Origin of the sequence: Rhizobium sp. BK376, assembly GCF_004341625.1 — a bacterium.
Classification (GTDB): domain Bacteria; phylum Pseudomonadota; class Alphaproteobacteria; order Rhizobiales; family Rhizobiaceae; genus Rhizobium.
This window is the reverse complement of sequence record NZ_SLZG01000009.1, coordinates 94,156-114,838: the sequence shown is the minus strand read 5'-3', so window position 1 is coordinate 114,838 and position 20,683 is coordinate 94,156. Positions and strand designations below refer to the sequence as shown.

General features: G+C 61.1%; 24 protein-coding genes. 13 read left to right on the top strand and 11 right to left on the bottom strand.

What is annotated here, in order from left to right:
• Nucleotides 1–103: 103 nt before the first annotated feature.
• Nucleotides 104–1,315 (top strand): alpha/beta hydrolase, encoded by a 1,212-nt coding sequence (locus tag EV561_RS21195; RefSeq protein WP_132524299.1) that lies wholly within the window; start codon nt 104–106, stop codon nt 1,313–1,315.
• 104 nt (nt 1,316–1,419) lie between these two features.
• Here the strand turns inward: EV561_RS21195 and EV561_RS37255 are convergent, their stop codons facing one another.
• Nucleotides 1,420–1,590, bottom strand: a complete 171-nt coding sequence (locus EV561_RS37255; RefSeq protein ID WP_165927870.1) for a hypothetical protein — start codon at nt 1,588–1,590, stop codon at nt 1,420–1,422.
• 286 nt (nt 1,591–1,876) lie between these two features.
• On the opposite strand from EV561_RS37255, the gene EV561_RS21190 reads away from it, so the two are divergent.
• Nucleotides 1,877–2,491, top strand: a complete 615-nt coding sequence (locus tag EV561_RS21190) for a TetR/AcrR family transcriptional regulator (RefSeq protein WP_132524298.1) — start codon at nt 1,877–1,879, stop codon at nt 2,489–2,491.
• Between the two features lie 58 nt (nt 2,492–2,549).
• Nucleotides 2,550–3,770 (top strand): MFS transporter, encoded by a 1,221-nt coding sequence (locus EV561_RS21185; RefSeq protein ID WP_132524297.1) that lies wholly within the window; start codon nt 2,550–2,552, stop codon nt 3,768–3,770.
• A gap of 39 nt (nt 3,771–3,809) precedes the next feature.
• On the opposite strand, the gene EV561_RS21180 is transcribed toward EV561_RS21185, so the two are convergent.
• Nucleotides 3,810–4,226 carry a helix-turn-helix domain-containing protein gene (locus tag EV561_RS21180; protein WP_132524296.1) on the bottom strand — a complete coding sequence of 139 codons (417 nt, stop codon included), beginning with the start codon at nt 4,224–4,226 and terminating at the stop codon, nt 3,810–3,812.
• Between the two features lie 133 nt (nt 4,227–4,359).
• On the opposite strand from EV561_RS21180, the gene EV561_RS21175 reads away from it, so the two are divergent.
• Nucleotides 4,360–5,247, top strand: coding sequence for an SDR family oxidoreductase (locus tag EV561_RS21175; RefSeq protein WP_132524295.1), 888 nt, complete (start codon nt 4,360–4,362; stop codon nt 5,245–5,247).
• A 137-nt stretch (nt 5,248–5,384) separates the two neighbouring features.
• Here the strand turns inward: EV561_RS21175 and EV561_RS21170 are convergent, their stop codons facing one another.
• On the bottom strand, nt 5,385–6,137 hold the full coding sequence (locus EV561_RS21170; protein WP_132524294.1) for a pyridoxine 5'-phosphate synthase: 753 nt from the start codon (nt 6,135–6,137) through the stop codon (nt 5,385–5,387).
• A gap of 444 nt (nt 6,138–6,581) precedes the next feature.
• Here EV561_RS21170 and EV561_RS21165 point away from each other — a divergent pair, with 444 nt between their 5' ends.
• On the top strand, nt 6,582–7,277 hold the full coding sequence (locus EV561_RS21165; RefSeq protein ID WP_132524293.1) for a MerR family transcriptional regulator: 696 nt from the start codon (nt 6,582–6,584) through the stop codon (nt 7,275–7,277).
• Between the two features lie 16 nt (nt 7,278–7,293).
• Here EV561_RS21165 and EV561_RS21160 read toward each other — a convergent pair whose 3' ends face one another.
• A complete protein-coding gene (locus tag EV561_RS21160) occupies nt 7,294–8,421 on the bottom strand; it encodes an ATP-dependent RecD-like DNA helicase (RefSeq protein WP_132524292.1) in 1,128 nt (375 codons plus the stop codon).
• Between the two features lie 121 nt (nt 8,422–8,542).
• A complete protein-coding gene (locus tag EV561_RS21155) occupies nt 8,543–9,952 on the bottom strand; it encodes an MFS transporter (RefSeq protein ID WP_132524291.1) in 1,410 nt (469 codons plus the stop codon).
• A gap of 116 nt (nt 9,953–10,068) precedes the next feature.
• Between EV561_RS21155 and EV561_RS21150 the strand changes: the two genes are divergently transcribed.
• The 4 genes from EV561_RS21150 (at nt 10,069) to EV561_RS21135 (ending at nt 12,880) form a co-directional block, all read left to right on the top strand.
• A complete protein-coding gene (locus tag EV561_RS21150) occupies nt 10,069–11,058 on the top strand; it encodes a LysR family transcriptional regulator (protein ID WP_132524290.1) in 990 nt (329 codons plus the stop codon).
• 115 nt (nt 11,059–11,173) lie between these two features.
• Nucleotides 11,174–11,554, top strand: coding sequence for a hypothetical protein (locus EV561_RS21145; protein WP_132524289.1), 381 nt, complete (start codon nt 11,174–11,176; stop codon nt 11,552–11,554).
• Complete coding sequence (locus tag EV561_RS21140) at nt 11,538–12,092, top strand: RNA polymerase sigma factor (protein ID WP_132524288.1); 555 nt, start codon at nt 11,538–11,540, stop codon at nt 12,090–12,092. Before EV561_RS21145 ends, EV561_RS21140 begins: the two co-directional genes overlap by 17 nt.
• The gene (locus EV561_RS21135) at nt 12,089–12,880 is read left to right on the top strand and encodes an anti-sigma factor (RefSeq protein WP_132524287.1); all 792 of its coding nucleotides are present in this window, start codon (nt 12,089–12,091) and stop codon (nt 12,878–12,880) included. The genes EV561_RS21140 and EV561_RS21135 overlap by 4 nt, the downstream gene beginning before the upstream one ends.
• Nucleotides 12,881–12,942: 62 nt before the next feature.
• On the opposite strand, the gene EV561_RS21130 is transcribed toward EV561_RS21135, so the two are convergent.
• The 4 genes from EV561_RS21130 to EV561_RS21115 all read right to left on the bottom strand — a co-directional run bounded on the left by EV561_RS21130 (nt 12,943) and on the right by EV561_RS21115 (nt 15,727).
• Nucleotides 12,943–13,314 carry a nitrile hydratase accessory protein gene (locus EV561_RS21130; protein WP_132524286.1) on the bottom strand — a complete coding sequence of 124 codons (372 nt, stop codon included), beginning with the start codon at nt 13,312–13,314 and terminating at the stop codon, nt 12,943–12,945.
• Nucleotides 13,301–13,960 (bottom strand): nitrile hydratase subunit beta, encoded by a 660-nt coding sequence (nthB, locus tag EV561_RS21125; protein WP_132524285.1) that lies wholly within the window; start codon nt 13,958–13,960, stop codon nt 13,301–13,303. Before nthB ends, EV561_RS21130 begins: the two co-directional genes overlap by 14 nt.
• Nucleotides 13,957–14,601 (bottom strand): nitrile hydratase subunit alpha, encoded by a 645-nt coding sequence (nthA, locus tag EV561_RS21120; protein ID WP_207910569.1) that lies wholly within the window; start codon nt 14,599–14,601, stop codon nt 13,957–13,959. Before nthA ends, nthB begins: the two co-directional genes overlap by 4 nt.
• 157 nt (nt 14,602–14,758) lie before the next feature.
• A complete protein-coding gene (locus EV561_RS21115; protein ID WP_132524284.1) occupies nt 14,759–15,727 on the bottom strand; it encodes an SDR family NAD(P)-dependent oxidoreductase in 969 nt (322 codons plus the stop codon).
• A gap of 139 nt (nt 15,728–15,866) precedes the next feature.
• Between EV561_RS21115 and EV561_RS21110 the strand changes: the two genes are divergently transcribed.
• The 3 genes from EV561_RS21110 to EV561_RS21100 all read left to right on the top strand — a co-directional run bounded on the left by EV561_RS21110 (nt 15,867) and on the right by EV561_RS21100 (nt 18,301).
• A complete protein-coding gene (locus EV561_RS21110) occupies nt 15,867–16,463 on the top strand; it encodes a TetR family transcriptional regulator (RefSeq protein WP_132524283.1) in 597 nt (198 codons plus the stop codon).
• A 72-nt stretch (nt 16,464–16,535) separates the two neighbouring features.
• Nucleotides 16,536–17,825, top strand: a complete 1,290-nt coding sequence (locus EV561_RS21105; protein ID WP_132524282.1) for an SDR family oxidoreductase — start codon at nt 16,536–16,538, stop codon at nt 17,823–17,825.
• Complete coding sequence (locus tag EV561_RS21100) at nt 17,825–18,301, top strand: DUF2269 domain-containing protein (RefSeq protein ID WP_132524281.1); 477 nt, start codon at nt 17,825–17,827, stop codon at nt 18,299–18,301. The genes EV561_RS21105 and EV561_RS21100 overlap by 1 nt, the downstream gene beginning before the upstream one ends.
• Here EV561_RS21100 and EV561_RS21095 read toward each other — a convergent pair.
• Complete coding sequence (locus EV561_RS21095; RefSeq protein WP_132524280.1) at nt 18,293–18,889, bottom strand: LysE family translocator; 597 nt, start codon at nt 18,887–18,889, stop codon at nt 18,293–18,295. The genes EV561_RS21100 and EV561_RS21095 overlap by 9 nt on opposite strands.
• A 145-nt stretch (nt 18,890–19,034) precedes the next feature.
• Nucleotides 19,035–19,598, bottom strand: coding sequence for a hypothetical protein (locus tag EV561_RS21090; RefSeq protein WP_132524279.1), 564 nt, complete (start codon nt 19,596–19,598; stop codon nt 19,035–19,037).
• Nucleotides 19,599–19,805: 207 nt separating this feature from the next.
• On the opposite strand from EV561_RS21090, the gene EV561_RS21085 reads away from it, so the two are divergent.
• Nucleotides 19,806–20,651: an aldo/keto reductase gene (locus tag EV561_RS21085; RefSeq protein ID WP_132524278.1), complete on the top strand. Its 846-nt coding sequence runs from the start codon at nt 19,806–19,808 to the stop codon at nt 20,649–20,651.
• Nucleotides 20,652–20,683 lie beyond the last annotated feature (32 nt).

Below are 20,683 nucleotides of genomic sequence, written 5' to 3'. Positions count from 1 at the left end.
ACGAGCTATATTAGACAAAGAGAGTTTACAGGTGTTGCCGTAACGCACTTGTATCTTCGGCCTTGTCCTCTAGGTTGTGCCGACCACGACCGTCGGAGCGCCTATGCCGAAGAAGCTCGTTCTAGCCGCCTTGTTCGTCCTGTCCGGATGCGGTCATCCAAGCGGCGTGATGACGCCCGTCGCGCTGACGGCGGCCACGCCGAAGACGTCGCAGGTCGAGATGCTGGTTGCGACCAACCGGCAGCCCAGCGGTAATCCGGCGACGCTCTTCAACGGCGAGCGCAGTCCCAAGCCCTTTCTGACGGATATCGAGGTTTCGATCCCGCCGAAGCGCGAGGCCGGCACCGTCCAGTGGCCGAGGCGCCTTCCGCCCAATCCGGCAACCGATTTCGCCGTCACCCGCGTCAAGCAGCTCGATACGCGTGCCGAAGGCCGCGCCTGGTTCAGGCAGCACTTGGAGGGCGGCCACGCGCTGGTCTTCATCCATGGCTTCAACAACAAGTACGAGGATTCGGTCTTCCGCCTCGCACAGATCGTCCACGATTCAGGCATGCACGCGACGCCTGTCCTCTTCACCTGGCCGTCGCGCGCCAGCCTCTTTGCCTATGAATATGACAAGGAAAGCACCAATTATTCCCGTAGCGCGCTTGAGCAGGCGCTGCGCGTCCTCTCGGAGGACAAGGATGTCAAGGACATCACCATTCTGGCCCATTCGATGGGGACGTGGCTGGCGATGGAAGCGTTGCGGCAGATGGGCATCCGCGACGGCCATGTGAATTCGAAGATCCGCGACGTCATCCTCGCCTCTCCTGACATCGACATCCAGGTCTTTGCCAAGCAGTATGTCGAGATGGGAACGCCGCGGCCGAAATTCACGATCTTCGTGTCCCAGGACGACAAGGCGCTCGCGGCATCGAGCTTCATCACCGGTCGCGTCGCGCGTCTCGGCGGCATCAATCCCGCCGAAGAGCCTTACCGCACGAAGCTTGAGGAAGCCGGCATCACCGCGATCGACCTCACCAAGGTCAGGACCGGCGACAGGCTGAACCATGGCAAGTTCGCCGAGAGCCCCGAGATCGTCCAGCTGATCGGCCAGCGGCTGATGGTCGGACAAAAGCTGACGGATTCCAACATCTCGCTCGGCGAAGGCGTGGCCGCGGTCATCGGCGGAACGGCCCGGACCGTTGGCGCCGTGACGGCCACCACGATTGCGGCTCCCCTGAACGCCGTCGAACACCCGATCACCCAGAAAAAGGCAACCGACGTCGGCGATAGCTTGCAGAACGATCCTCAGTCCAAGTTGCTGACGCAGTAGAATTTGCGCGCCTGACGCCGGCTTTACAGGTTGGGAATTGCTGAACACGATAGCAGGAACGCGCAACGACGATTGCGCCTGATAAGGTCGGTCGGCCTTCATCTTCAGGAAAGCATCGAGCTCGCAATGAGGCCCGCGACGGCGACCACCCACACGATCGAGATCATCGTCCAGAATACCCTGAGAAACCTGCGTCTCCTGAAGAGAGGTTCGGTGGAAGGAGCCACTATTTCAACGGGGCCGGTCTCTTCAGATGCCGCGAGATATTTTGCCATGTTAATCTCCGTGCTGCGAACCTGAAACGATCCCGGATTCGGAAAAGTTCCTCGTCTGCGGCGCCGACGCCGTCACATTCTATTGCCGCCTGTTACCGCATCGCATTCCCTTTTGCTTCGGACGAATTTGCACAACTCAAGGCTGATTCCGGCTTAAAAACAGAGTGCCGAACTCAACCGCAGGACTGGGTCTCTGACCCGCGACACCACTCGCCGCTTGTGAATATTTTGCTGCATCGCAAAATTTCGGTTGATTTGGAAACGATCATTCCCTAATCATTCAGTCATGACGACAACTCTCTCCAGCACCGGAAAGCTTCGGGGACGCCCCCGTGAGTTCGACATGGACGCAGCGCTCGACCAGGCGCTCCGTGTGTTTTCCGAGCGTGGATATCATGCAACCTCGATCAGCGAGCTGACCGAGGCCATGGGGTTGACATCAGGCAGCGTCTACAAGGCTTTCAAGGACAAGCGTGGAGTGTTCCTGGCCGCCTTTGATCGATATCGCTCGGTGCGCCTCGGCGTCCTGCGCAATGATGTGAGCAAGGCAGAGACGGGACGCGATGGCCTGTTCGCCATGCTCCAGGTCTATGCAAACGCATCGCACGGGGTCGAGGGCCGGCGCGGCTGCCTCGTTGTCAACAGCGCCACGGATATGGTCCTCTTCGATGAGGAAGCCGCAAGGCGTGTCGCGGCTGCCTTTGAAACCGACGAGCGCGTCATGGTCGACTTGATCAAGCTTGGCCAGAGCGACGGTTCCATCCGTGCAGATGTCGACGCAGAAGCGGTCTCCCGCACTTTGCTTTGCCTCATGAAAGGCATGCGCATCGTCGGCAAGACCGATCGCAGTCACGCGGAAATGAAGGCTGTGGCCGAAACCGCAATGAAATTACTGAACTGATTTTCGAAAATAATTTTGGAGCCCCTTGGGCTCCACTTCTATCGCCAAGGAGCATCTTATGACCGCAACTGCCGCACAAGCGCGGGAGACGGCCGCACCCGTCTCGGAGCCGACCATATCGCCGTGGCTCACTTTCATGTTCGCCGCAGCCTGCGGGCTCGTGGCCGCAAATCTCTATTATGGCCAGCCGCTCGCCGGCCCTATTAGCCGCGAACTCGGCTTTTCGCCGGCTGCGACCGGCCTTATCGTGACGCTAACGCAGATCGGTTACGGTCTCGGGCTGCTGCTGATCGTGCCGCTCGGCGATCTGCTTGAAAACCGCCGGCTGGTGCTCGTCCTGACCGTCGTCTCGGCAATCGCGCTGATCGGCGCATCGGTTTCGACCACGCCCGGTATCTTCCTGCTTGCGTCGCTCTGCATCGGCCTGTCGTCGGTCGCAGTTCAGGTGCTTGTTCCCTTTGCCGCCAATATGGCGCCTGATGCGTCGCGTGGCCGCGTGGTCGGCAATGTCATGAGTGGCCTGCTCTGCGGCATCATGCTCGCCCGCCCGTTTGCAAGCTTTGTTGCCGAAGCCTCCTCCTGGCAGACCGTCTACATCGTCTCGGCCGTGGTCATGATCGTGCTGGCCGTCATCCTGCGCGCCGTGCTGCCGACGCGTGTTCCGCAGGCAAAGCTGCACTATGGCCAGCTCCTCGCCTCGATGGGACACCTGGCCATACACAGCCGGGTGCTCCAGCGCCGGGCGCTCTATCAGGCCTGCCTGTTCGGCGCCTTCAGCCTCTTCTGGACGACCTCGCCGCTGCTCTTGGCAAGCCCGGCCTTCGGCCTCTCGCAGAACGGCATCGCCCTTTTCGCACTGGCGGGCGCTGCCGGCGCCATCGCCTCGCCGATTGCCGGACGGCTTGCCGACCGTGGTCTGACGCAGATCGCCACCACCCTTGCCATGCTGCTCGGAATGGGATCGTTCCTGCTCAGTCATTTCGCCACCAGCGGCTCGCTTTCAGCCCTGCTTTTGCTGACCGCGGCAGCCATCCTGCTCGATTTCGGCGTGACGACCAATCTCGTCTGTGGCCAGCGTGCGATCTATGGGCTGAGCCCGGAACATCGCAGCCGCCTCAACGGCCTGTTCATGGCCACCTTCTTTGCCGGCGGCGCTTTCGGTTCGGCCATCGGCGGCTGGGCCTTTGCGACCGGCGGCTGGACGCTCACGGCTTGGATCGGCTTCTGCTTCCCGACAGTCGCCCTGCTGTTCTTCGCAACGGAACTTCGCCGCAGGTAACAATGTGATCAGAGAGGCGCAGGACTTCGGCGGCGCCTCTCACTTCTCGGTTTCGTCAAATTTCTTGCGGGCCGCGCGAACGGCATCGTGATTGGCCTCGGCCCAGTTCAGAAGCTGCGCCAGCGGCCCATAGAGCGACCGACCGAGATCGGTCATGCGATACTCGACACTCGGCGGCTTCGTCGGAAAGACTTCCCGCTCGACATAGCCGTCCCGCTGTAGGTCCCTCAGCGTCTGCGTCAGCATGCGCTGCGAAATATCGGGCACCATGCGCCGCAATTCCCCGAAACGATAGGGCTTCTGCGCCAGCGCCTCCAAAAGCAGGGTCGACCACTTGCCTCCGATCTGCGCAATGAGATCACGAACCGGGCAATTGGTGAAATCGAGCTTGCTGAACTCAACCGTTCGCACCGGCGTTTCAGCCTTGTTACGCAGATTGACGACAGAGGCGGCCATGTAGGTTCCCTTTTGGTAACGTAGAGCGCAAAAACTGCCTTCTTTACAGCAAGACGTCAATTCCTATTCTAGTGCTAGTCTCTTTTTGAGACCAGAAACAGCGGCCAATCGGCCGTAGATAAAGGAAAGCCCCATGAGCAACAAACTTCTCGTTACCGGCGCAGCCGGTCAGCTCGGCCAGCGCGTGATCCATCATCTCCTGGAAACCTACAAGGTCGCGCCAGCGGACATTGTCGCGGCCACCCGCAGTCCGGAAAAGCTTTCCGATCTCGCGGCCAAGGGCGTCGTTACCCGCAAGGCGGATTTCGACGATGCCGTCACGCTCGCCGACGCCTTCGCCGGCATTGATCGCCTGTTGATCATCAGCACCGACAGCCTCGACACGCCAGGCAAGCGTCTTGCCCAGCACAAGGCAGCGATCGAGGCAGCGAAAAAGGCCGGCGTGAAGCATATCCTTTACACTTCCATGCCGAGCCCGGACAATTCGCTCGTCACTTTCGCCCCGGACCATCTCGGCACCGAACAGGCCATCCAGGCGAGCGGCATCACCTATACGATCCTGCGCGATGCCTGGTACATGGACAATTTCATGTTGTCGCTGCCGCACAATCTGCAGGTCGGCAGCTGGTATACGGCGGCCCATGGCGGCCGCGCTCCCTACATTTCGCGTGAAGACTGCGCTCTGGCAATCGCCGCCGCACTCGCCTCCTCATCAACCGGCAACGCCACCTACACGCTGACAGGCGCCAGGTCGCTGTCGATCGAGGACATTGCCGCCACCGTCGCCGAAATCGTCGGCAAGCCGCCGCAGGTGATCAATGTCACCGACGAACAGCTCGCCGCCGGCCTGACCGGTGCCGGCCTGCCGAAATTCGTCGTCGACATGCTGGTCTCCGCCGATGCCAATATCCGCGCCGGCAACTTCGATGTGGTCAGCGGCGATTTCAAGACTTTGACCGGCAGGGAGCCGCAGACGCTGAAGAGCTTCCTCGAGGAGCGCAAGGCCGTCCTGGCTGGCTGATTGTACGCCGCTGAGCCAACGTTTTTTGTGATCCTCGGCCTCGTGCCGAGGATCTGCAGCATATCAACAAAATGGAACGTGGCACATGCTCGGGACAGGCCCGAGCATGACGAAAAGCCATCGGCCGTTCGGGCCGATCAAACCTTCTGCCCGCAGGCCCGGCGGAAGCGGCGCACTGTTTCCGCCATGCCATATTCCAACGCATCGGCCGTCAGTCCATGACCGATCGAAGCTTCCGCGATTTGCGGAACGCGCTTGAGCAGCGCCGGCAGGTTTGCGACCGTCAGGTCGTGCCCGGCATTGACGGCCAGTCCGTTTGCGGTTGCCGCATCCGCAGTCTTTCCAAGCGCTTCCAGGATGACAGCAGCGCGCTCCGGCGCATCGAAGCAGCCGCCATAGGGGCCGGTGTAGAGCTCGATACGGTCCGCGCCAATCTCCTTGGCGATCGCCACTGCCTCCGCGTCGCCGTCGCCATCCGCAAAGAGGGAAACGCGGCACCCGATCTTCTTGTACTTCTCGGTCACGCGGCTGAGGAAATCGCGGTGCTTGCGGAAATCCCAGCCGTGATCCGAAGTCGCCTGCGAGGGATCGTCGGGCACAAGCGTTACCTGCTCCGGCTCGACACCGGCGCAAAGGTCGAAAAATTCGTCGGTTGGGTAACCTTCGATGTTGAATTCCGCATCGGGAAATTCATCGTCGATCAGCGCGCGAATGACCGGCAGATCGGAGAAACGAACGTGGCGCTGGTCGGGCCTCGGATGCACCGTCAGGCCGCTTGCGCCGGCATCGAGCGCGATACGGCCGAGGCCCTCGATGCTCGGCCAGGGCAGATCGCGCCGGTTCCGCAGCATGGCGATGGCATTAACATTGACGGAGAGCTTGGCTGGCATAGCGACGTCCATATTGCATAAACGGAAGGTACCTCGCTTTTATGCCAAGAGAGGCCCCGAGGCCAACGAGTTTCCGATATCAACTCATGCAAAAGATTGATGATGTCACCCGCATTCTCTGGGGGTTCAGCGCGATGCTACCTCCTTCGGGCGATTCCTAATCCAGGCAAAAGCAGATAGCCTCCTATGTCGATGATCGGTTATTTGCAGACCGCCGATGGTAGGAGCGAAGGTCTGCGACGAAGGCTATCCCGTTTCAGGGTAAGCGTTTTCAGCGTTCTCGGGGGAGCTGAACCCAGCTCTGCGCGATGATGAATCGAAAGCCTATGCCGCATCGGCCTTCCCTTGGGAGCGCCGAGGATGTTCGTTTGCCTTGGACAAGGCAGTCGGGCCGGCAGGGGAAAGGACATGAGGTGAAGAAGACAATATCCTAAGGAGGGGTATATGCCTGACGGTTCCAAACGTCTGTTTGCTGCCGCCAAACTCGCCTCGGAAGCCCGGGCGAGGTACAGGTTCTTGCCCGCCGCAGCGCTGCCGCCGGAGCTCCCTAATGGGCCGATTGCCATTGCCGATATGGCAAACGCCTTTGGCGTCACCCACAGGACATTGCACTTCTACCAAGAGAAGGGCCTGATTTCGGCCGATCGCATCGGGTTGATGCGCGTCTACGGCATCGAAGACGTGCTGCGTATGGCCGTCATCAACGTCTGCCGCGAAACAGGAATGCCCATCGCCGTCATCCAGGAATTGATGGAAGAGCTGCATCGGGCAGAAACACAGGAAGACGCAGAAGAGGTGTTCCACACCGCGCTCTACGCGCGCAAGCGCGAACTCGGCGGCGAGGCCACGACAATCCAGCGGCAGATGCAGAAAGTAAACGACCTCCTCGACTACAACAGCGTCGCCGAAACGGAGCGGCTGAATGACAATCGCGACCCCTCGGCTTTGACCGATCAGGAGCGTCGCTGTCTAGAAAAGATGGTGGAAGGTCTGACGCCCGCCAGAATTGCAAAGGCGCTGGATATCAAGACCGAGGAAGCCCAGGCCCTAGAAGCATCCGTCATCAAAAAGTTCGGATCGAGCAATCGCTTCCAGACCGTTGCCAAGGCCGTATTGCTCGGCATCGTCAAGACGGAATAGCCATCCCGTCAATGTGTCAGCGCACGATCGTCAGCGTCTCGGCCGCCCGGGTAATTGCGGTATAAAGCCAGCGTTCACGGGTATCGCGGAATGCCCAGCTTTCATCGAACAGCACGACATTGTTCCATTGCGAACCCTGCGCCTTGTGCACGGTCAGCGCATAGCCATAGTCGAACTCGTCGTAACGCTTGCGCGTGGACCAGGGGATTTCGCCGTCCACATCCTCGAATGCCTGCTTCAGCAATTTGATCTTGGCAGCGCCCCGATCCATGTCGTCGTCTTCAGGCTTGATCAGCAGGTTGATGCCGGGCTTCGTCGTCTCCCGCGACGACGTCATTACCTGCCAGAGCGAGCCGTTGAGAAGGCCCTTTGCCGGATCGTTGCGCAGGCAGACCAGCTTGTCGCCGGATTGCGGATAGTCGGTCGTGAAGCCCTTCAATTCGCGCAAACGCTGATTGTAGCGCCGCCGCGTCTTGTTCGTACCGACCAGCACCTGATCCGCGTCCATGACGAGCGGCTGTGTCACCTCGTTCTTGGAGATGACCTGCGCGGTGCCGTAGTCGCCATACACGATCTCGTTGCCTTCGCGCACCTGCATGGCAAGCTTAATGATCGGGTTGTCGCGGGCCTGGCGATGGATATCCGTCAACAGGTAGTCCGGCTCCTCATTCGTGAAGAACCCTCCCCCCGAGACCGGCGGCAGCTGTCCGGGATCGCCAAGCACCAGGATCGGCGTGCCGAAGCTCATCAGGTCCTTGCCGAGCGCCTCGTCCACCATCGAGCATTCGTCGATGATGATCAGCGCGGCCTTGGCGACCGGGCTCTGCCGGTTGATGGTGAACATCGGCGCGATCGAGGTCTTGCCGGTTTCCTCGTCCTCGACAGCCTCTTCGCCGCGCGGCCGGTAGATCAGCGAATGAATGGTCTTGGCGTTGCTTGCGCCGCGTGAGCGTAGCACCTGCGCTGCCTTGCCGGTGAAAGCTGCAAACAGCACCTCGCCGTCGACATGCTCGGCAAAATGCTTGGCAAGCGTCGTCTTGCCCGTTCCGGCATAGCCGAAAAGGCGAAACAGCGGCGAGCGCCCTTCCTTCAGCCATTTCGAAACGGCCTTGAGGGCTTCATCCTGTTGAGGGGCAAATTGCATCCTGCGACTTGGCAGGATTCGGGCGACGGAGGCAAGGAAGAAATCCTTCGAACCGGCCTCGATCCGAAACCTTTGCAATCAAGCAAGGATGCCCGCATCCAGAGATGCGGGCATGTCGTCGTTACTCTGCAGCCTGGCGAATGTCGTCTTGCAAGGTGGCTGCAGCCGATGTCCGCGGTCCGAGCGCGGCGAGCAACGTCACGGCAACGGAGAGCGCAGCGACGAAGGCCGTCCCGGCAACATAGGCGTTCCAGCCGAAATCAGGAGCTGCGGCGAAAATCGCCGAAGCCGCCGCAAGCACAATGCCGCCGCCGATCTGGAAGGAGGCAAAGAGCAGCCCCGAAGCGAGCCCGGACTGCTCGTCGTCGGCATCAGACAGTGCTGCCACCTGCACCGAGGGATAGGTCATGGCATAGCCGACGCCGAGCAACAGCTGCGACACGCCGACGAGAACGATCGGGTTGATCTGCCCGAAAGCGCCGACCCAGAAGATATAGCTGATCGCCTGCAAGCCGACGCCTGATGTCATCAGCCCCGTGGCGCCGCGGCTCTGCGCGATCAGCGCAAAACGCGGAGCGAGGAACATCACGCAGGCTCCGCCGATGGCAAAGCAGAAGCCTGTTGTAAATGCCGACCATCCGAAGACGTTTTGGTAATAGAGCGTCGCGATGAACTGGAAGCCGACATAGACGCCCTGGAAAAGGGCTGCGAGCGCATTGGCATGGCTGAGCTTTGCCCGCCGGAATATCGCAAGCGGCACCATGGGATCGGCATGACGTGACTCGACCCTGAGGAAGAGCAGGATCAGCACCAGCGCCGCCAGCAACGAACCCCATGTCGGGAATGTTGCCCAGCCGGCAGCGGCGGCATTGGTGATGCCGAAGACGAAGAGAAGCAGTCCGGGCGTGATCGTGATCGCGCCGGCCCAGTCGAAGCGCGGTCGGTGTCCAGTCCGGGCATGATCTTTCGGAAGGACAAAGGGAGCGACGACAAGCGCGAGGATCGCCACCGGCGCGCCCATGACCAGGGTCGCACGCCAACTGATCAGCGTGGCGGCGCCGCCGAGCACCATGCCGAGAACAAAGCCGGCCGCGCCCGTCGAGGCAAAGACGCCGAGCGCCTTCGCCCGCTTTTCGCCCTCGCCGAACACGGAGAGCAGCAGCGCGAGCGCGGCTGGCGCGGTGAAGGCCGCTGCAATGCCCTTGATCAGGCGCGCAGCAATCAGCGTCGTGCCGCTATCGACGAAACCGCCAGCAATGCTTGCGGCCGCAAAGACACCGAGCGACCAGAGGAAGACGCGGCGGTGGCCGAAAAGATCGGCCACGCGCCCGCCAAGCAGCAGGAAGCCGCCATAGCCGAGCACATAGGCGCTGACGGCCCATTGCAGTGAGGTCGCCGGCATACCAAGTTCGGATTGGATCGCGGGAAGAGCAACGCCGATGGTCGAGACGTCCATGGCGTCAAGGAAGTTGGCGGCGCAGAGCAGCAGCAATGCCAGCCCTGCCCCACCTTGGGATTTGGAAAGGGTCATCGAAATCGTTCCTTTTGATGCTGCCGCCTGGGAGGTGAAAACGGCAGGGAACGAGAAAATGTACATCTTCCTTCCCTATTGCAAATTGATAGTATCCATGTCAGGTATTACTCACAATGATGAATGACGCCGCCCTCCGCAAAGTCGACCTCAACCTCCTGCTCGCATTTTCGGTGCTGATGCAGGAGCGCAATGTCAGTCGCGCTGCCGAGCGATTGCTCCTCGGCCAGCCGGGCCTTTCGGCTGCCTTGCGCCGTCTGCGCGAGACGCTCGATGACGAGCTTTTCGTGAGGGTCGGTCGCAGCCTGCAGCCGACGCCACGCGCGCTTTCCATCGCCCCTGCCATCGAGGATGCGCTGTCCGGCATCGAGCGCGCGATCCGCCCGCCGCTCGATTTCGACCCCTCGACCTGGGAAGGCGAGTTCCGCATCGGCATGTGCGACAATCTCGAATCCGCCTTCTTCGGCCCGCTCGCGGCAAGGCTGAGCAAGCTGGCGCCGAACGCCAGGCTGGTCGGTCTCGCGTCGGAAAAGCGCGACGGCGGGCGAATGCTCGACGATGGGCTCTATGATTTCAGCGTGGCCGTCCATGACGAGCCGGCCTCCTGGCATGTCCGCGCGCCGCTCTTCGACCAGAAATCGCTCTGCATCTACGATCCGAAACAACTCCAGCTGAAGACGCCGCTCACCCTGGAGGAATTCACCAAAGCCTCGCATGTGGCCGTCTCTTTCGAGGGCACAACGGCGGATATCGACCTTGTTGCCCGGGCAGTTGGCTGCTGCCGCCGCGTTGTCGCTGCAGTACCGCGCTTTTCGGCCCTGCCGATGACGCTCAGCCGCCTGCCTGTCATCGCAACCATTCCGGAATCGATCGCCCGCTGCATGGCGCAATTGCACGGATTCGCCGTCGCCGCACCGCCCTTCGACCTGCCGGCCATTCCGGTGACGATGCTCTATCGGCGCATAGACGAGACGGATCCGCGCGCGCAATGGTTCAGGCGGCTGTTCATCGAGGTCGCAGACGAAGCCCTGATGGATTGCGGTTGCGCCGTCGGCATTTTCCCGGAAACCTGCGGCAAAGTGGAACCCGTAGCAGCGAGGGTTTAAAGGGTCAGACGATCACCAAAAACTCTGGAATGGCCGGGAATAAAATCGCAGCAAACCGTGTCTCATGTCCGGCGCCGCACATTGCGAGCCCTTTGCAACCGAGGAGACAGCCCCCATGAAAGCCGTAAAATTTCTGCCGATCCTGATACTGGCATCCGCTGCCGCAACCGCAGCCCTCGCCGCCGAACCGGTTAAGACCGTCGAAACCTCCAAGGGCAAGGTTCTTGCCGGCGAGAATGGCATGACCCTCTACACCTTCAAGAACGACAAGAAGGACGTGTCCAATTGCAACGATGATTGCGCCAAGGCCTGGCCGCCGCTGATGGCGGACGCCAAGGCCAAGGCCGGCAACGGTTACTCGATCATCAAGCGCAAGGACGGCTCCATGCAGTGGGCCAAGGGCGGCATGCCGCTCTATTTCTTCGTCAAGGACACCAAGGCCGGCGACGTTGCCGGCGACGGCTTCAAGGGCGTATGGGATGTCGCACGGCCCTGATTGGACCGACAGGGCTGCGGGGGGCACTTCCCCCGCGCCCGATGCTTTCGAGACGCAGGTGCTTGCGCTCCTGCCCTCGCTGCGGCGCTATTCCCGCAGCCTGACGCGATCGGATATCGATGGCGAAGACCTGCTGCAGGATTGCGTCGAGAAAGTATTGATGCGGCGCGGCCAATGGCGCGGATTGAACCTGCGCGGCTGGGTGCTGACCATCATGACAAATCTCTATCGCAACGGCCTGCGCCAGCGGGGTGGGCGAACCTTTGTCGATCTGGACGACAGCACCGACCTGCCCTCGCCCGAGATCGATGCCGATCCGCTGGAACGCTCGCGGCTTGAGATCGCACTGAACACGCTGCCGGAGGAGAATCGCGCAGTGCTGATGCTCATCGTCGTCGAGGGCTACAGCTACCAAGACGTCGCCACCATGCTCGACATACCGATCGGTACCGTGATGTCGCGCCTGTCGCGCGCGCGCAAGCGGCTGAGCGACCTGATGAATTCCGACAATGTCGTGACGCTTCGGAGACCGAAATGAACGAACGAAACCCAACCGTGACCGAAGCGGACCTGCATGCCTTTGCAGACGGGCTTTTGCCGCCCGGCGAAAACGCACGACTGGAAGCCTGGCTCTCGGACAATCCGGAAGAGGCCGCCAAGGTCGCCGGCTGGAAGGCCCAGAATGCCGAAATCAAGATGCTGTTTGCACCCTATGCCCGAACGAAGGACAGCGACCGCCTCCTTGTCACCAGCCAGAGACGCGAGGATCGCAGCAGGCTGAGCCGGCGTCTGTCTGTAGCCGCGGCCACTGTCGTAGTCTTCCTGGCGGGTGCGGCTGCTGGCCATTACGGTCCGCAATTGCTGGGCCGCCCAGAGATCCAGCTTGCAAGCATCGAGGCGCTGCCGCGCCAGGCGCAATCGGCCTTCCTCGTCTACGCGAGCGAAGTCCGCCATCCCGTCGAGGTCGGCGCTGACCAGGAACCGCATCTTGCGACCTGGCTCGGCAAGCGGCTGAACATCGCCGATCTCAAGGTCCCGAGCCTAAAGACGCTCGGCTTCCAGCTCGTCGGCGGCAGGCTGCTGCCTGTCAACGGCACGCCCGGCGCGCTCTTCATGTATGAGGACGCGTCCGGCAAGCGCATCACCGTTCTCGTCGGCCGCAACAAGCTGAACACGACGACGAGCTTCCGCTTCGCCAATGCAGGCACGCTCGATACCTTCTACTGGATCGACGGCGATATCGGCTATGCGGTTACGGGCGAGATCTCGCGCGACATGCTTAGGCAGGTGGCGGAGGAATGCTACAAGCAGTTTCCGTCTTCGTGAAGCAATTCCAGCAAAAGCGTGCAGCGCTTTTGCGTCCGGAATTGCGAGAAACCAAACAGAAATCAGCGCTGCGGATCGTTCTCCAAAAGGATCGGCTTGCCGTGCGGTGTTGCCTCCGCCGCGCGCTGCCAGCTTTCCTGCAGCGCCCGAATGGTTTGCCCATCCGTCACGCCGCGATCGACCAGAAGGCTGGAAAGGGCGGCGACCCAGCAGTCGAAATAATCGCTGCCATCCTCCGCTCTATCGGGCTTGTGCAATTCCGCTGACAGACGCTCCGCCCATTCCGGCCAGCTGAAGAGACCGCGCTCGTGAAGATGCACGGTCATCGCGAAAGCTTCGGCGGCCCAGGGTTCTGGAAACACCGGCTCTCCGTCGGTCGATCGCGGCAGCTGCGGCGAGTCCCTGAGCGGTGACGCGGTCTCACACACGCTCAAGATAGCTCTCCCAGGCATCGATCGATACCGTCAGGGACGGATCGGCTCCCTCGCCCCATATTTCCGGTGCGTCGAAGACGACGGTATAGACCCATTGCGGGTTCTCGCCCTTGCCATGGGCATTGTCATCGGGGAACACGAAAGAGCCCGGCACAGCCTCGACCACCCCTGTCTTTGCACGCGCATAACGCGGCAGGCGGGTATGAGTGGTGGGGTTGAAATTCTTGGTGCGCACGCGGTCGCCGACGGCGAAAGCCGGCGCGGTTTCGACCGGCCGGTCGCAAGGGCCGCCCTTGGCAAGAACGCCCGGCACCATCTCGGCCTTCAGCACCCGTTTTGGAGCGGTGCCGGGCAGCAGATCGCGCCCCTCGGCCAATTCCTCGGGCGTCGCGAAACCATGACGCTCCAGCAGCATGTCGATGCCGCGAATCCAGATTTCGTAGTAGCTGGCCGAAAGATAATCGGCGGGCGGAATGCTTTCGCGCGCATGCCGGCTTTCATCGATGTTCCAGGCACCGAAGGCGCCACAGGATAGCGTGATGCCGAGCGCCCGCTTTTCCCAATCCGCATGAAAGTAAGGTTCGTTTCGTTCGAGCGCAACGGGACCGAAGCCCATCTGCCCACCAAGATCATGCGGCCCGTTCATGCGCCCGCCTCCTGACGCCCGGCGATATCAGTACCGATCATCGCGTCGCGGCTGACCAGACCCGCCAGCTGCTCTTCACTGAAACCATCGGTTCCATCCGGCCGCTCGGGAATGACGAGGTAGCGCAGCTCGGCCGTCGAGTCCCAGACACGTATCTTCTTGTCCGGCGCTAGCGTCAGCCCGAATTCGGCCAGCACGCCACGCGGATCGATGACGGCACGGGAGCGATAGGCCGGCGCCTTGTACCAGACCGGCGGCAAGCCGAGCACCGACCACGGGTAACAGGAGCAAAGCGTGCAGACGACAAGGTTATGGGTTTCGGGCGTATTGAAAACGGCGCGCATGTGTTCGCCCTGCCGACCGGTGTAACCGAGGCTTGCGATTGCCGCCGTCGCATCCCGCTTCAGCCATTCGGCGAAATCAGGATCGCTCCAGGCCTTCGCGACCACCTGCGCGCCGTTTCGCGGCCCGATCTTCGTTTCATAGGTCTCGACAATCGCGTCGATGGCACCAGGGTCGATCAGTCCCTTTTCCGTGAGCAGCGTCTCAAGTGCCCGGACACGGGCCTGCATGTCGGAATAGCTGTTGTCATGGTCATGATGGTGATGATCATGAGCGTCGTGGTCGTCGTCGTGGTGCAAGGCCGCCCTCCCCGAAACAGAGCGCCATCCTAAGCGCTCGCTCCATCTCCGCCAAGCGGGTTCTTGCGGGATAGCGCTCGCAAGAACTCCCTAAGTCACCACAAGTCGACTGCGGTACCCTCACGGATACCGCAGCTCAGAATGATCGTAAGGGCTATCAGAAACGCTCGCCGACCATTTCTTCGCTCTTCGCCCAGAGCGCCTTGGCGCGGTCGCCGTCGAGCGCATACGCATAAACGCCTTCGACCGTAGGGCCGATTTGGCCTTCCGCGATGGTGGCGACATGGCAATTTTCGCAATATTTGCCGCCCACTTCGTTGGCGGGAGCGACGATGCCGGCCCAGACGGATGTGGCCGCACCCTGCGGGACCGACTTCAGCTCATAATTCGGCTTGCCCTCGGCCGCGAGATCGGAATTGATCTTGCTGACCATGGCCTCCAGCGTGCCCGGTTCGAGGTGGCGCGCAAGCTCCGTGCGGATGCCGCCGGGATGCACGGCAGTCGCGCGAATGCCGCGCTCCTTGTGCCGGCGGTCGAATTCGACGGCAAACAGGATGTTGGCAGTCTTCGACCGGCCATAGGCGAGCCAGGGATCATAGGCCGCGTGCTCGAAGTTCGGATCGTCGAGATCGACATCGGCGAAGCGATGGCCCGACGAAGAAAGATTGACCAGCCGGCCACCTTCTTTGATCAAAGGCGCAATACGGTTGACGAAGGTGAAATGGCCAAGGTGGTTGGTTCCGAATTGCGTCTCGAAGCCATCGGCCGTGTGGCCGAACGGCGCTGCCATGACGCCGGCATTGGCAATGACGATATCGAACTGCCGCTTGTCCGCCAGCAGTGCGTGGGAAGAGGCACGAACGCTCGTCAGAGAGGCAAGGTCGAGTTCTATCAGTTCGAGGCTGCCGCCATTGGCGGTCAGCGCGCGAACCGCTGCCGTCGCAGCCTCTGCCTTGGCAAGATCGCGGGCTGCACCGACAACCTGCGCACCGTGCGCGACCAGCGCCCGCGCCGTCTCGACGCCGAGGCCGGCCGAAACGCCTGTCACCAGCACGCGTTTGCCGCTGAGGTCGACACCGGCAAGTACATCGTCAGTCGTGGAAGTGGCTCCAAAAAGTCCCGTCATGAAAATCTCCTTCACATGTGGACGTAGTCGGCACCCATCGCGGTGGACCATTGTCCCTCGCCCCCGAATGGAATAAGAGGAGGGTGCCTCCGATTAAATACGGAGGCACCCTCCGTTTATCAATGGGTCATCGTGTAGTGTGACGAAAAAAATCGAGCAACCCGTCCCCCGCAAGCCGCGTGCAGATGCCGAACGCAACCGACTGCGCCTGCTCGAGACCGCAAAGACCGCCTTTGCGGAGAAAGGCGCTGACGCGAGCCTCGAGGAGATCGCGCAATCCGCAGGGGTCGGGATCGGCACGCTCTATCGCCACTTCCCGAACCGCGACGCGTTGATCTCAGCTGTCTATCGCAATGAAACCGAGCAGCTCGCCCGCGCCGCCGAGAGGCTGGCGGCCACGCATCCGCCCACCGAGGCGCTGCGGGAATGGCTGCTTGTGTTCATCGACTATATCGCCACGAAGCATGGAATGTTCGCGGCGCTCAATTCGCTTGTCGGCGGCACCTCGGATCTCTACGCCGCTTCAGGCACCCAGATTAGGCAGGGGATCGAAATGCTGACTGCCCGCGCCATCGCAAGTGGCGAGATCAAGCTCGACATGGATCCTCTCGACCTTCTGCGTGCGGTGGCTGGAGTCGCAAACGTCGCGCCGGATTCCAACTGGAAGGCGGCGGCAAGCCGTCTCGTCGACATCATGATCGCAGGGCTCAAGACCACGGCCAAGGAAGCGCCTTGATGCCTTCGAATGCGCTGCCGCCATCGGCGGCATTTGCCACATGGTAACGCATTCTTCGCTAGCTTGCCCTCCATGAAAATCCTGATTCTCGGTGCCACAGGCTTCATCGGCTCGACGATCGCCGCGCGACTGCTCGGCGACGGGCATGATGTGATGGGGCTTTCGCGTAGCCCCGGCCGTGCCGGGATCAAGCAACCGTCAATTTCCTGGATCAAGGCCGATCTCGCGGCAATGACAGAGCCTTCGGACTGGCGGCAGACATTGCAAGGCTGCGATGCCGTCGTAAACAGCGCCGGCGCGCTGCAGGACGGATTGTCGGACGATCTCTTTGCCGCGCAGGAAAAAGCGATGCTTGCGCTCTACGCCGAAGCAAGGAACGCAGGCATAAGACTGGTCGTCCAGATTTCAGCCCGCACGGATGGCGCCGGCAGCGATCGTCCATTCCTCGCAACAAAGCGCAACGCCGATCGCGCCCTTGCTGCATCTGGATTGCCGCATGTGATCCTGCGCCCGGCACTGGTCATCGGCCGCAATGCGCATGGCGGAACCGCCCTGTTGCGCTCGCTTGCCGCCCTGCCCCTCATCCTTCCGCTGGTTCATGCATCAAGCCCCATTGAGACGGTCGCGGTGGATGATGTCGCAGCCGTGGTCAGCAGCGCTGTCGACGGTCGGTTGCAACAGGGTATGGACATCGACCTTGCGAGTGGCGAAGTGTCCAAGCTTGCCGATCTCGTCCTGCTCCATCGCCGCTGGCTCGGCCTGCCGCCCGCCCATGTGATCCCCATTTCCGGAAGTCTGGCGCGGCCGATCACCTGGCTTGCCGATATGGCCGGTCGGCTCGGTTGGCGCTCGCCGTTGCGATCGACGGCGATGGCCATCATGTCCGAAGGCGTCGTCAGCCGACCGACTGCCCAACCCGTTTTCGACCTGAAGCTTAAGACGGCAGCCAAAACGCTTGATGCCAATCCATCCGCCGTCCAGGATCTGTGGTTTGCGCGGCTTTACCTGCTCAAGCCACTTGCCATTGGCGGCCTGTCGCTGTTCTGGCTGCTGTCCGGGCTGATCCCTCTGCTTTCGCCGATGGCTGCAGCCGCACATTTCCTCGCCTTCATGCCGAAGACTTCAGCCATTTTGCTGACCGTCGTGACCTGCCTGCTCGATATCGCACTCGGCGCGGGTGTTCTCGTCAAACCCTTTTCGCGCCTCGCGCTCTACGGAATGATCGCAACGACGCTCGCCTATCTCGCCGGCGGCGCCCTGCTTGAGCCCTCCCTCTGGCTCGATCCGCTGGGGCCGCTGGTTAAGGTAATCCCCTCGCTGCTTTTGACTTTGATGACGCTTGCGATCCTGGAGGAGCGTTGATGCCGGTGGGGTTTCTTCTGCTGCTGCATGTCATCGGCGCGACCGTGCTCTTCGGCACCGGCGCCGGCATCGCCTTCTTCATGGTCATGGCGCATCGCACCCGCGACCCGAAGCTGATTGCCCATGTGGCCGAAACCGTCGTGATCGCCGATACGGTCTTCACGGCGACGGCAGCCATTCTCCAGCCGGTGACAGGCTATCTGCTCGCCCAAAATATCGGTTGGTCGCTGGAGGAAGGATGGATCGCGCTGTCGCTGCTGCTCTACGTCGTGACCGGCGTCTTCTGGCTGCCTGTGGTCTGGATCCAGATCCGCCTGCGCAACCTCGCCCGCGCCTCGGCGGCGAAAGGCCTGCCGCTGCCGCCGGCCTATTTCAGCCTCTACCGCATCTGGTTCGCCTGCGGTTTTCCGGCCTTCTTCGCGGTGATCGGCATTCTCTGGCTGATGCTGAACAAGCCTTCGATCGCGCTATTTTAGCATCGGCCAAAGACTGAGCACGAGCAGAACCGCCATGCTGATGTTGAACCATTTCAGGCGAACAGGATCGGACAGCCAGTTGCGCAGCGCCGAGCCGAAGCCGGCCCAGGTCGAGACACTCGGGAAATTGACCGCGGCAAAGGCAAGCCCGACGATCAACACACTGACGAGATAGATCTGGGGGATCGTATAGGTGGCCATCGCCGTGACCGCCATGACCCAGGCCTTCGGGTTGACCCATTGGAAAGCCGCTGCCGACAGGAAGGACATCGGCGCAACGTCATCCTCACTCTTCTCGGCGAGGCTGCGCGACGTACCGATCTTCCAGGCAATCCAAACGAGATAGGCCCCGCCGGCAAATTTCATCGCCGTATAGAGGACCGGCACCTCATGCAGCACCGCGCCGAGACCAAGGCCGACAGCGAGCAGCAGCACCAGGAAGCCGATGGCGACGCCGAGCATATGCGGAATCGTCCGGCGAAACCCGAAATTCACGCCCGACGCAAACAGCATCATATTGTTCGGCCCTGGCGTGATCGAGGTGGTGAAAGCAAACAGCAACAGGGCCAGAAACGTATCCAGCGGCATGAGATCCTCCCGAGGAGTTCCGCTCCGATCAAGCCGGGCGGCTTCTTATTATGTCAGTATAGCTGACCTATCGGAGACGATCCAGCCACGCAGTTGTCATGGTGACAGGATTGAACGTTGGCAGCGCCACAAGCACCAAGGCAAATCACTCGGTTCTGTTGATCGTATAGATCCCGGTATCGTCCGGCTTAACCAGAAGCTGCTTGTCCTTGCCGTCGCTGTCCTTGTTGTAATAGGCCTCAAGCGCCTTGGTCAAAGTTTCGTTCGCTTTGCCGTTCGGGTCAACCATGGATTGGACGAGGGTTTGGATGGACACGCCCATCTTGTCCAAGCCAAGCTTGTGAGCGACTTCCTGGAGGGCCGCTGGGCTTACATGTTCCAGCTGGCGAGCGATCGCTTCGCCATACTCAGGCAGCGTGTCATAATCGTCTTCATTGATGCCAATCTCTTGCCCCAGGCGCTTATAAAGATTGAGCTTGATCTTGGTGATATCGACACTGTTGACGCTGAAAATATCGTCGGAAACCTTCGATTGCGCCTTCGTCGGCTGGGAACCGACCTGCGCGTCGGAAGATTTATTGGCGGGGTTGCCATTGGCAATCGACACGATGGCATCCGCCACAGACGTCTTCTTCGCCGGCCCGGACAAAACGACTGGCTGCTGAAGAACTTGCAGGGCTACTTTGCTTGCTGAAAAAACCGATGTCATCGTAATCTCCAATCTCCGCTGGTCGACCTTCATGGAGCAGCGGCTTGGTTCGATACGGCATCATGCTGTAGCTGAAAGACCATTATCAATTCAGGATTGTGGAAAAATCTGGTTAAAAATTGATAAAGTAAACATTCCTGAAAGTTGTATCCTTGGCGTTCCGGCACCCCTTTAGCGACCGCTAGCCAACAAAATCGAGATCCAGCGATGCCGTCTTCCATCCCCACCATCGCCTTCCCTTCCGGCGCTAGCGTCCCCTCCCTCGGCCAGGGCACCTGGAACATCGGTGAGAACCCTGCCCGCGCCCGCGAGGAGATCGAAAGCCTGAAGGCTGGCATCGATCTCGGCATGACGCTGATCGACACCGCCGAGATGTATGCCGAAGGCGGCGCCGAGGAAATCGTTGGGCGTGCGGTCGAAGGACGACGCGCCGAGGTCTTTCTGGTCAGCAAGGTCTATCCCTGGAATGCCAGCCGCCAAGGCACGGTCGACGCCTGCGAGCGCAGCCTGAAGCGCATGAAGACCGATCGCATCGATCTCTATCTCCTGCATTGGCGCGGCAACCACCCGCTCGCCGAAACGGTCGAGGTCTTCGAAGGCTTGAAAGCCGCCGGCAAGATCGGCGCCTGGGGCGTTTCGAATTTCGACGCTGACGACATGGAAGAACTACTGGCTGTTCCCGGCGGAAAGAATGTCGCCGCCAACCAGGTGCTCTATAATCTCGGCCGCCGCGGCATTGAATTCGACCTTCTCCCCTGGTGCCAGGAACACAACATCCCGGTCATGGCCTATTCCCCGATCGAGCAGGGCCGCCTTGCCCATCATCCGGATCTGATCCATCTCGCCAAGGCCTACCAGGCGACACCAGCCCAGATCGCGCTCGCCTATGTTCTGGGGCAAAAAGGCGTGATCGCCATACCGAAGACTGCCAAGCCCGAGCGCGTCCGCGAAAACAGGGAGGCGGTATCGATTGAGCTTACGGAAGCCGACCGTGCCGCCCTTGATGCGGCCTTCCCGCCACCGAGAAGAAAAAAGCCGCTGGAGATGATTTGACCAGCAGCTTCTCGATTGTCTCTTAAGGAATA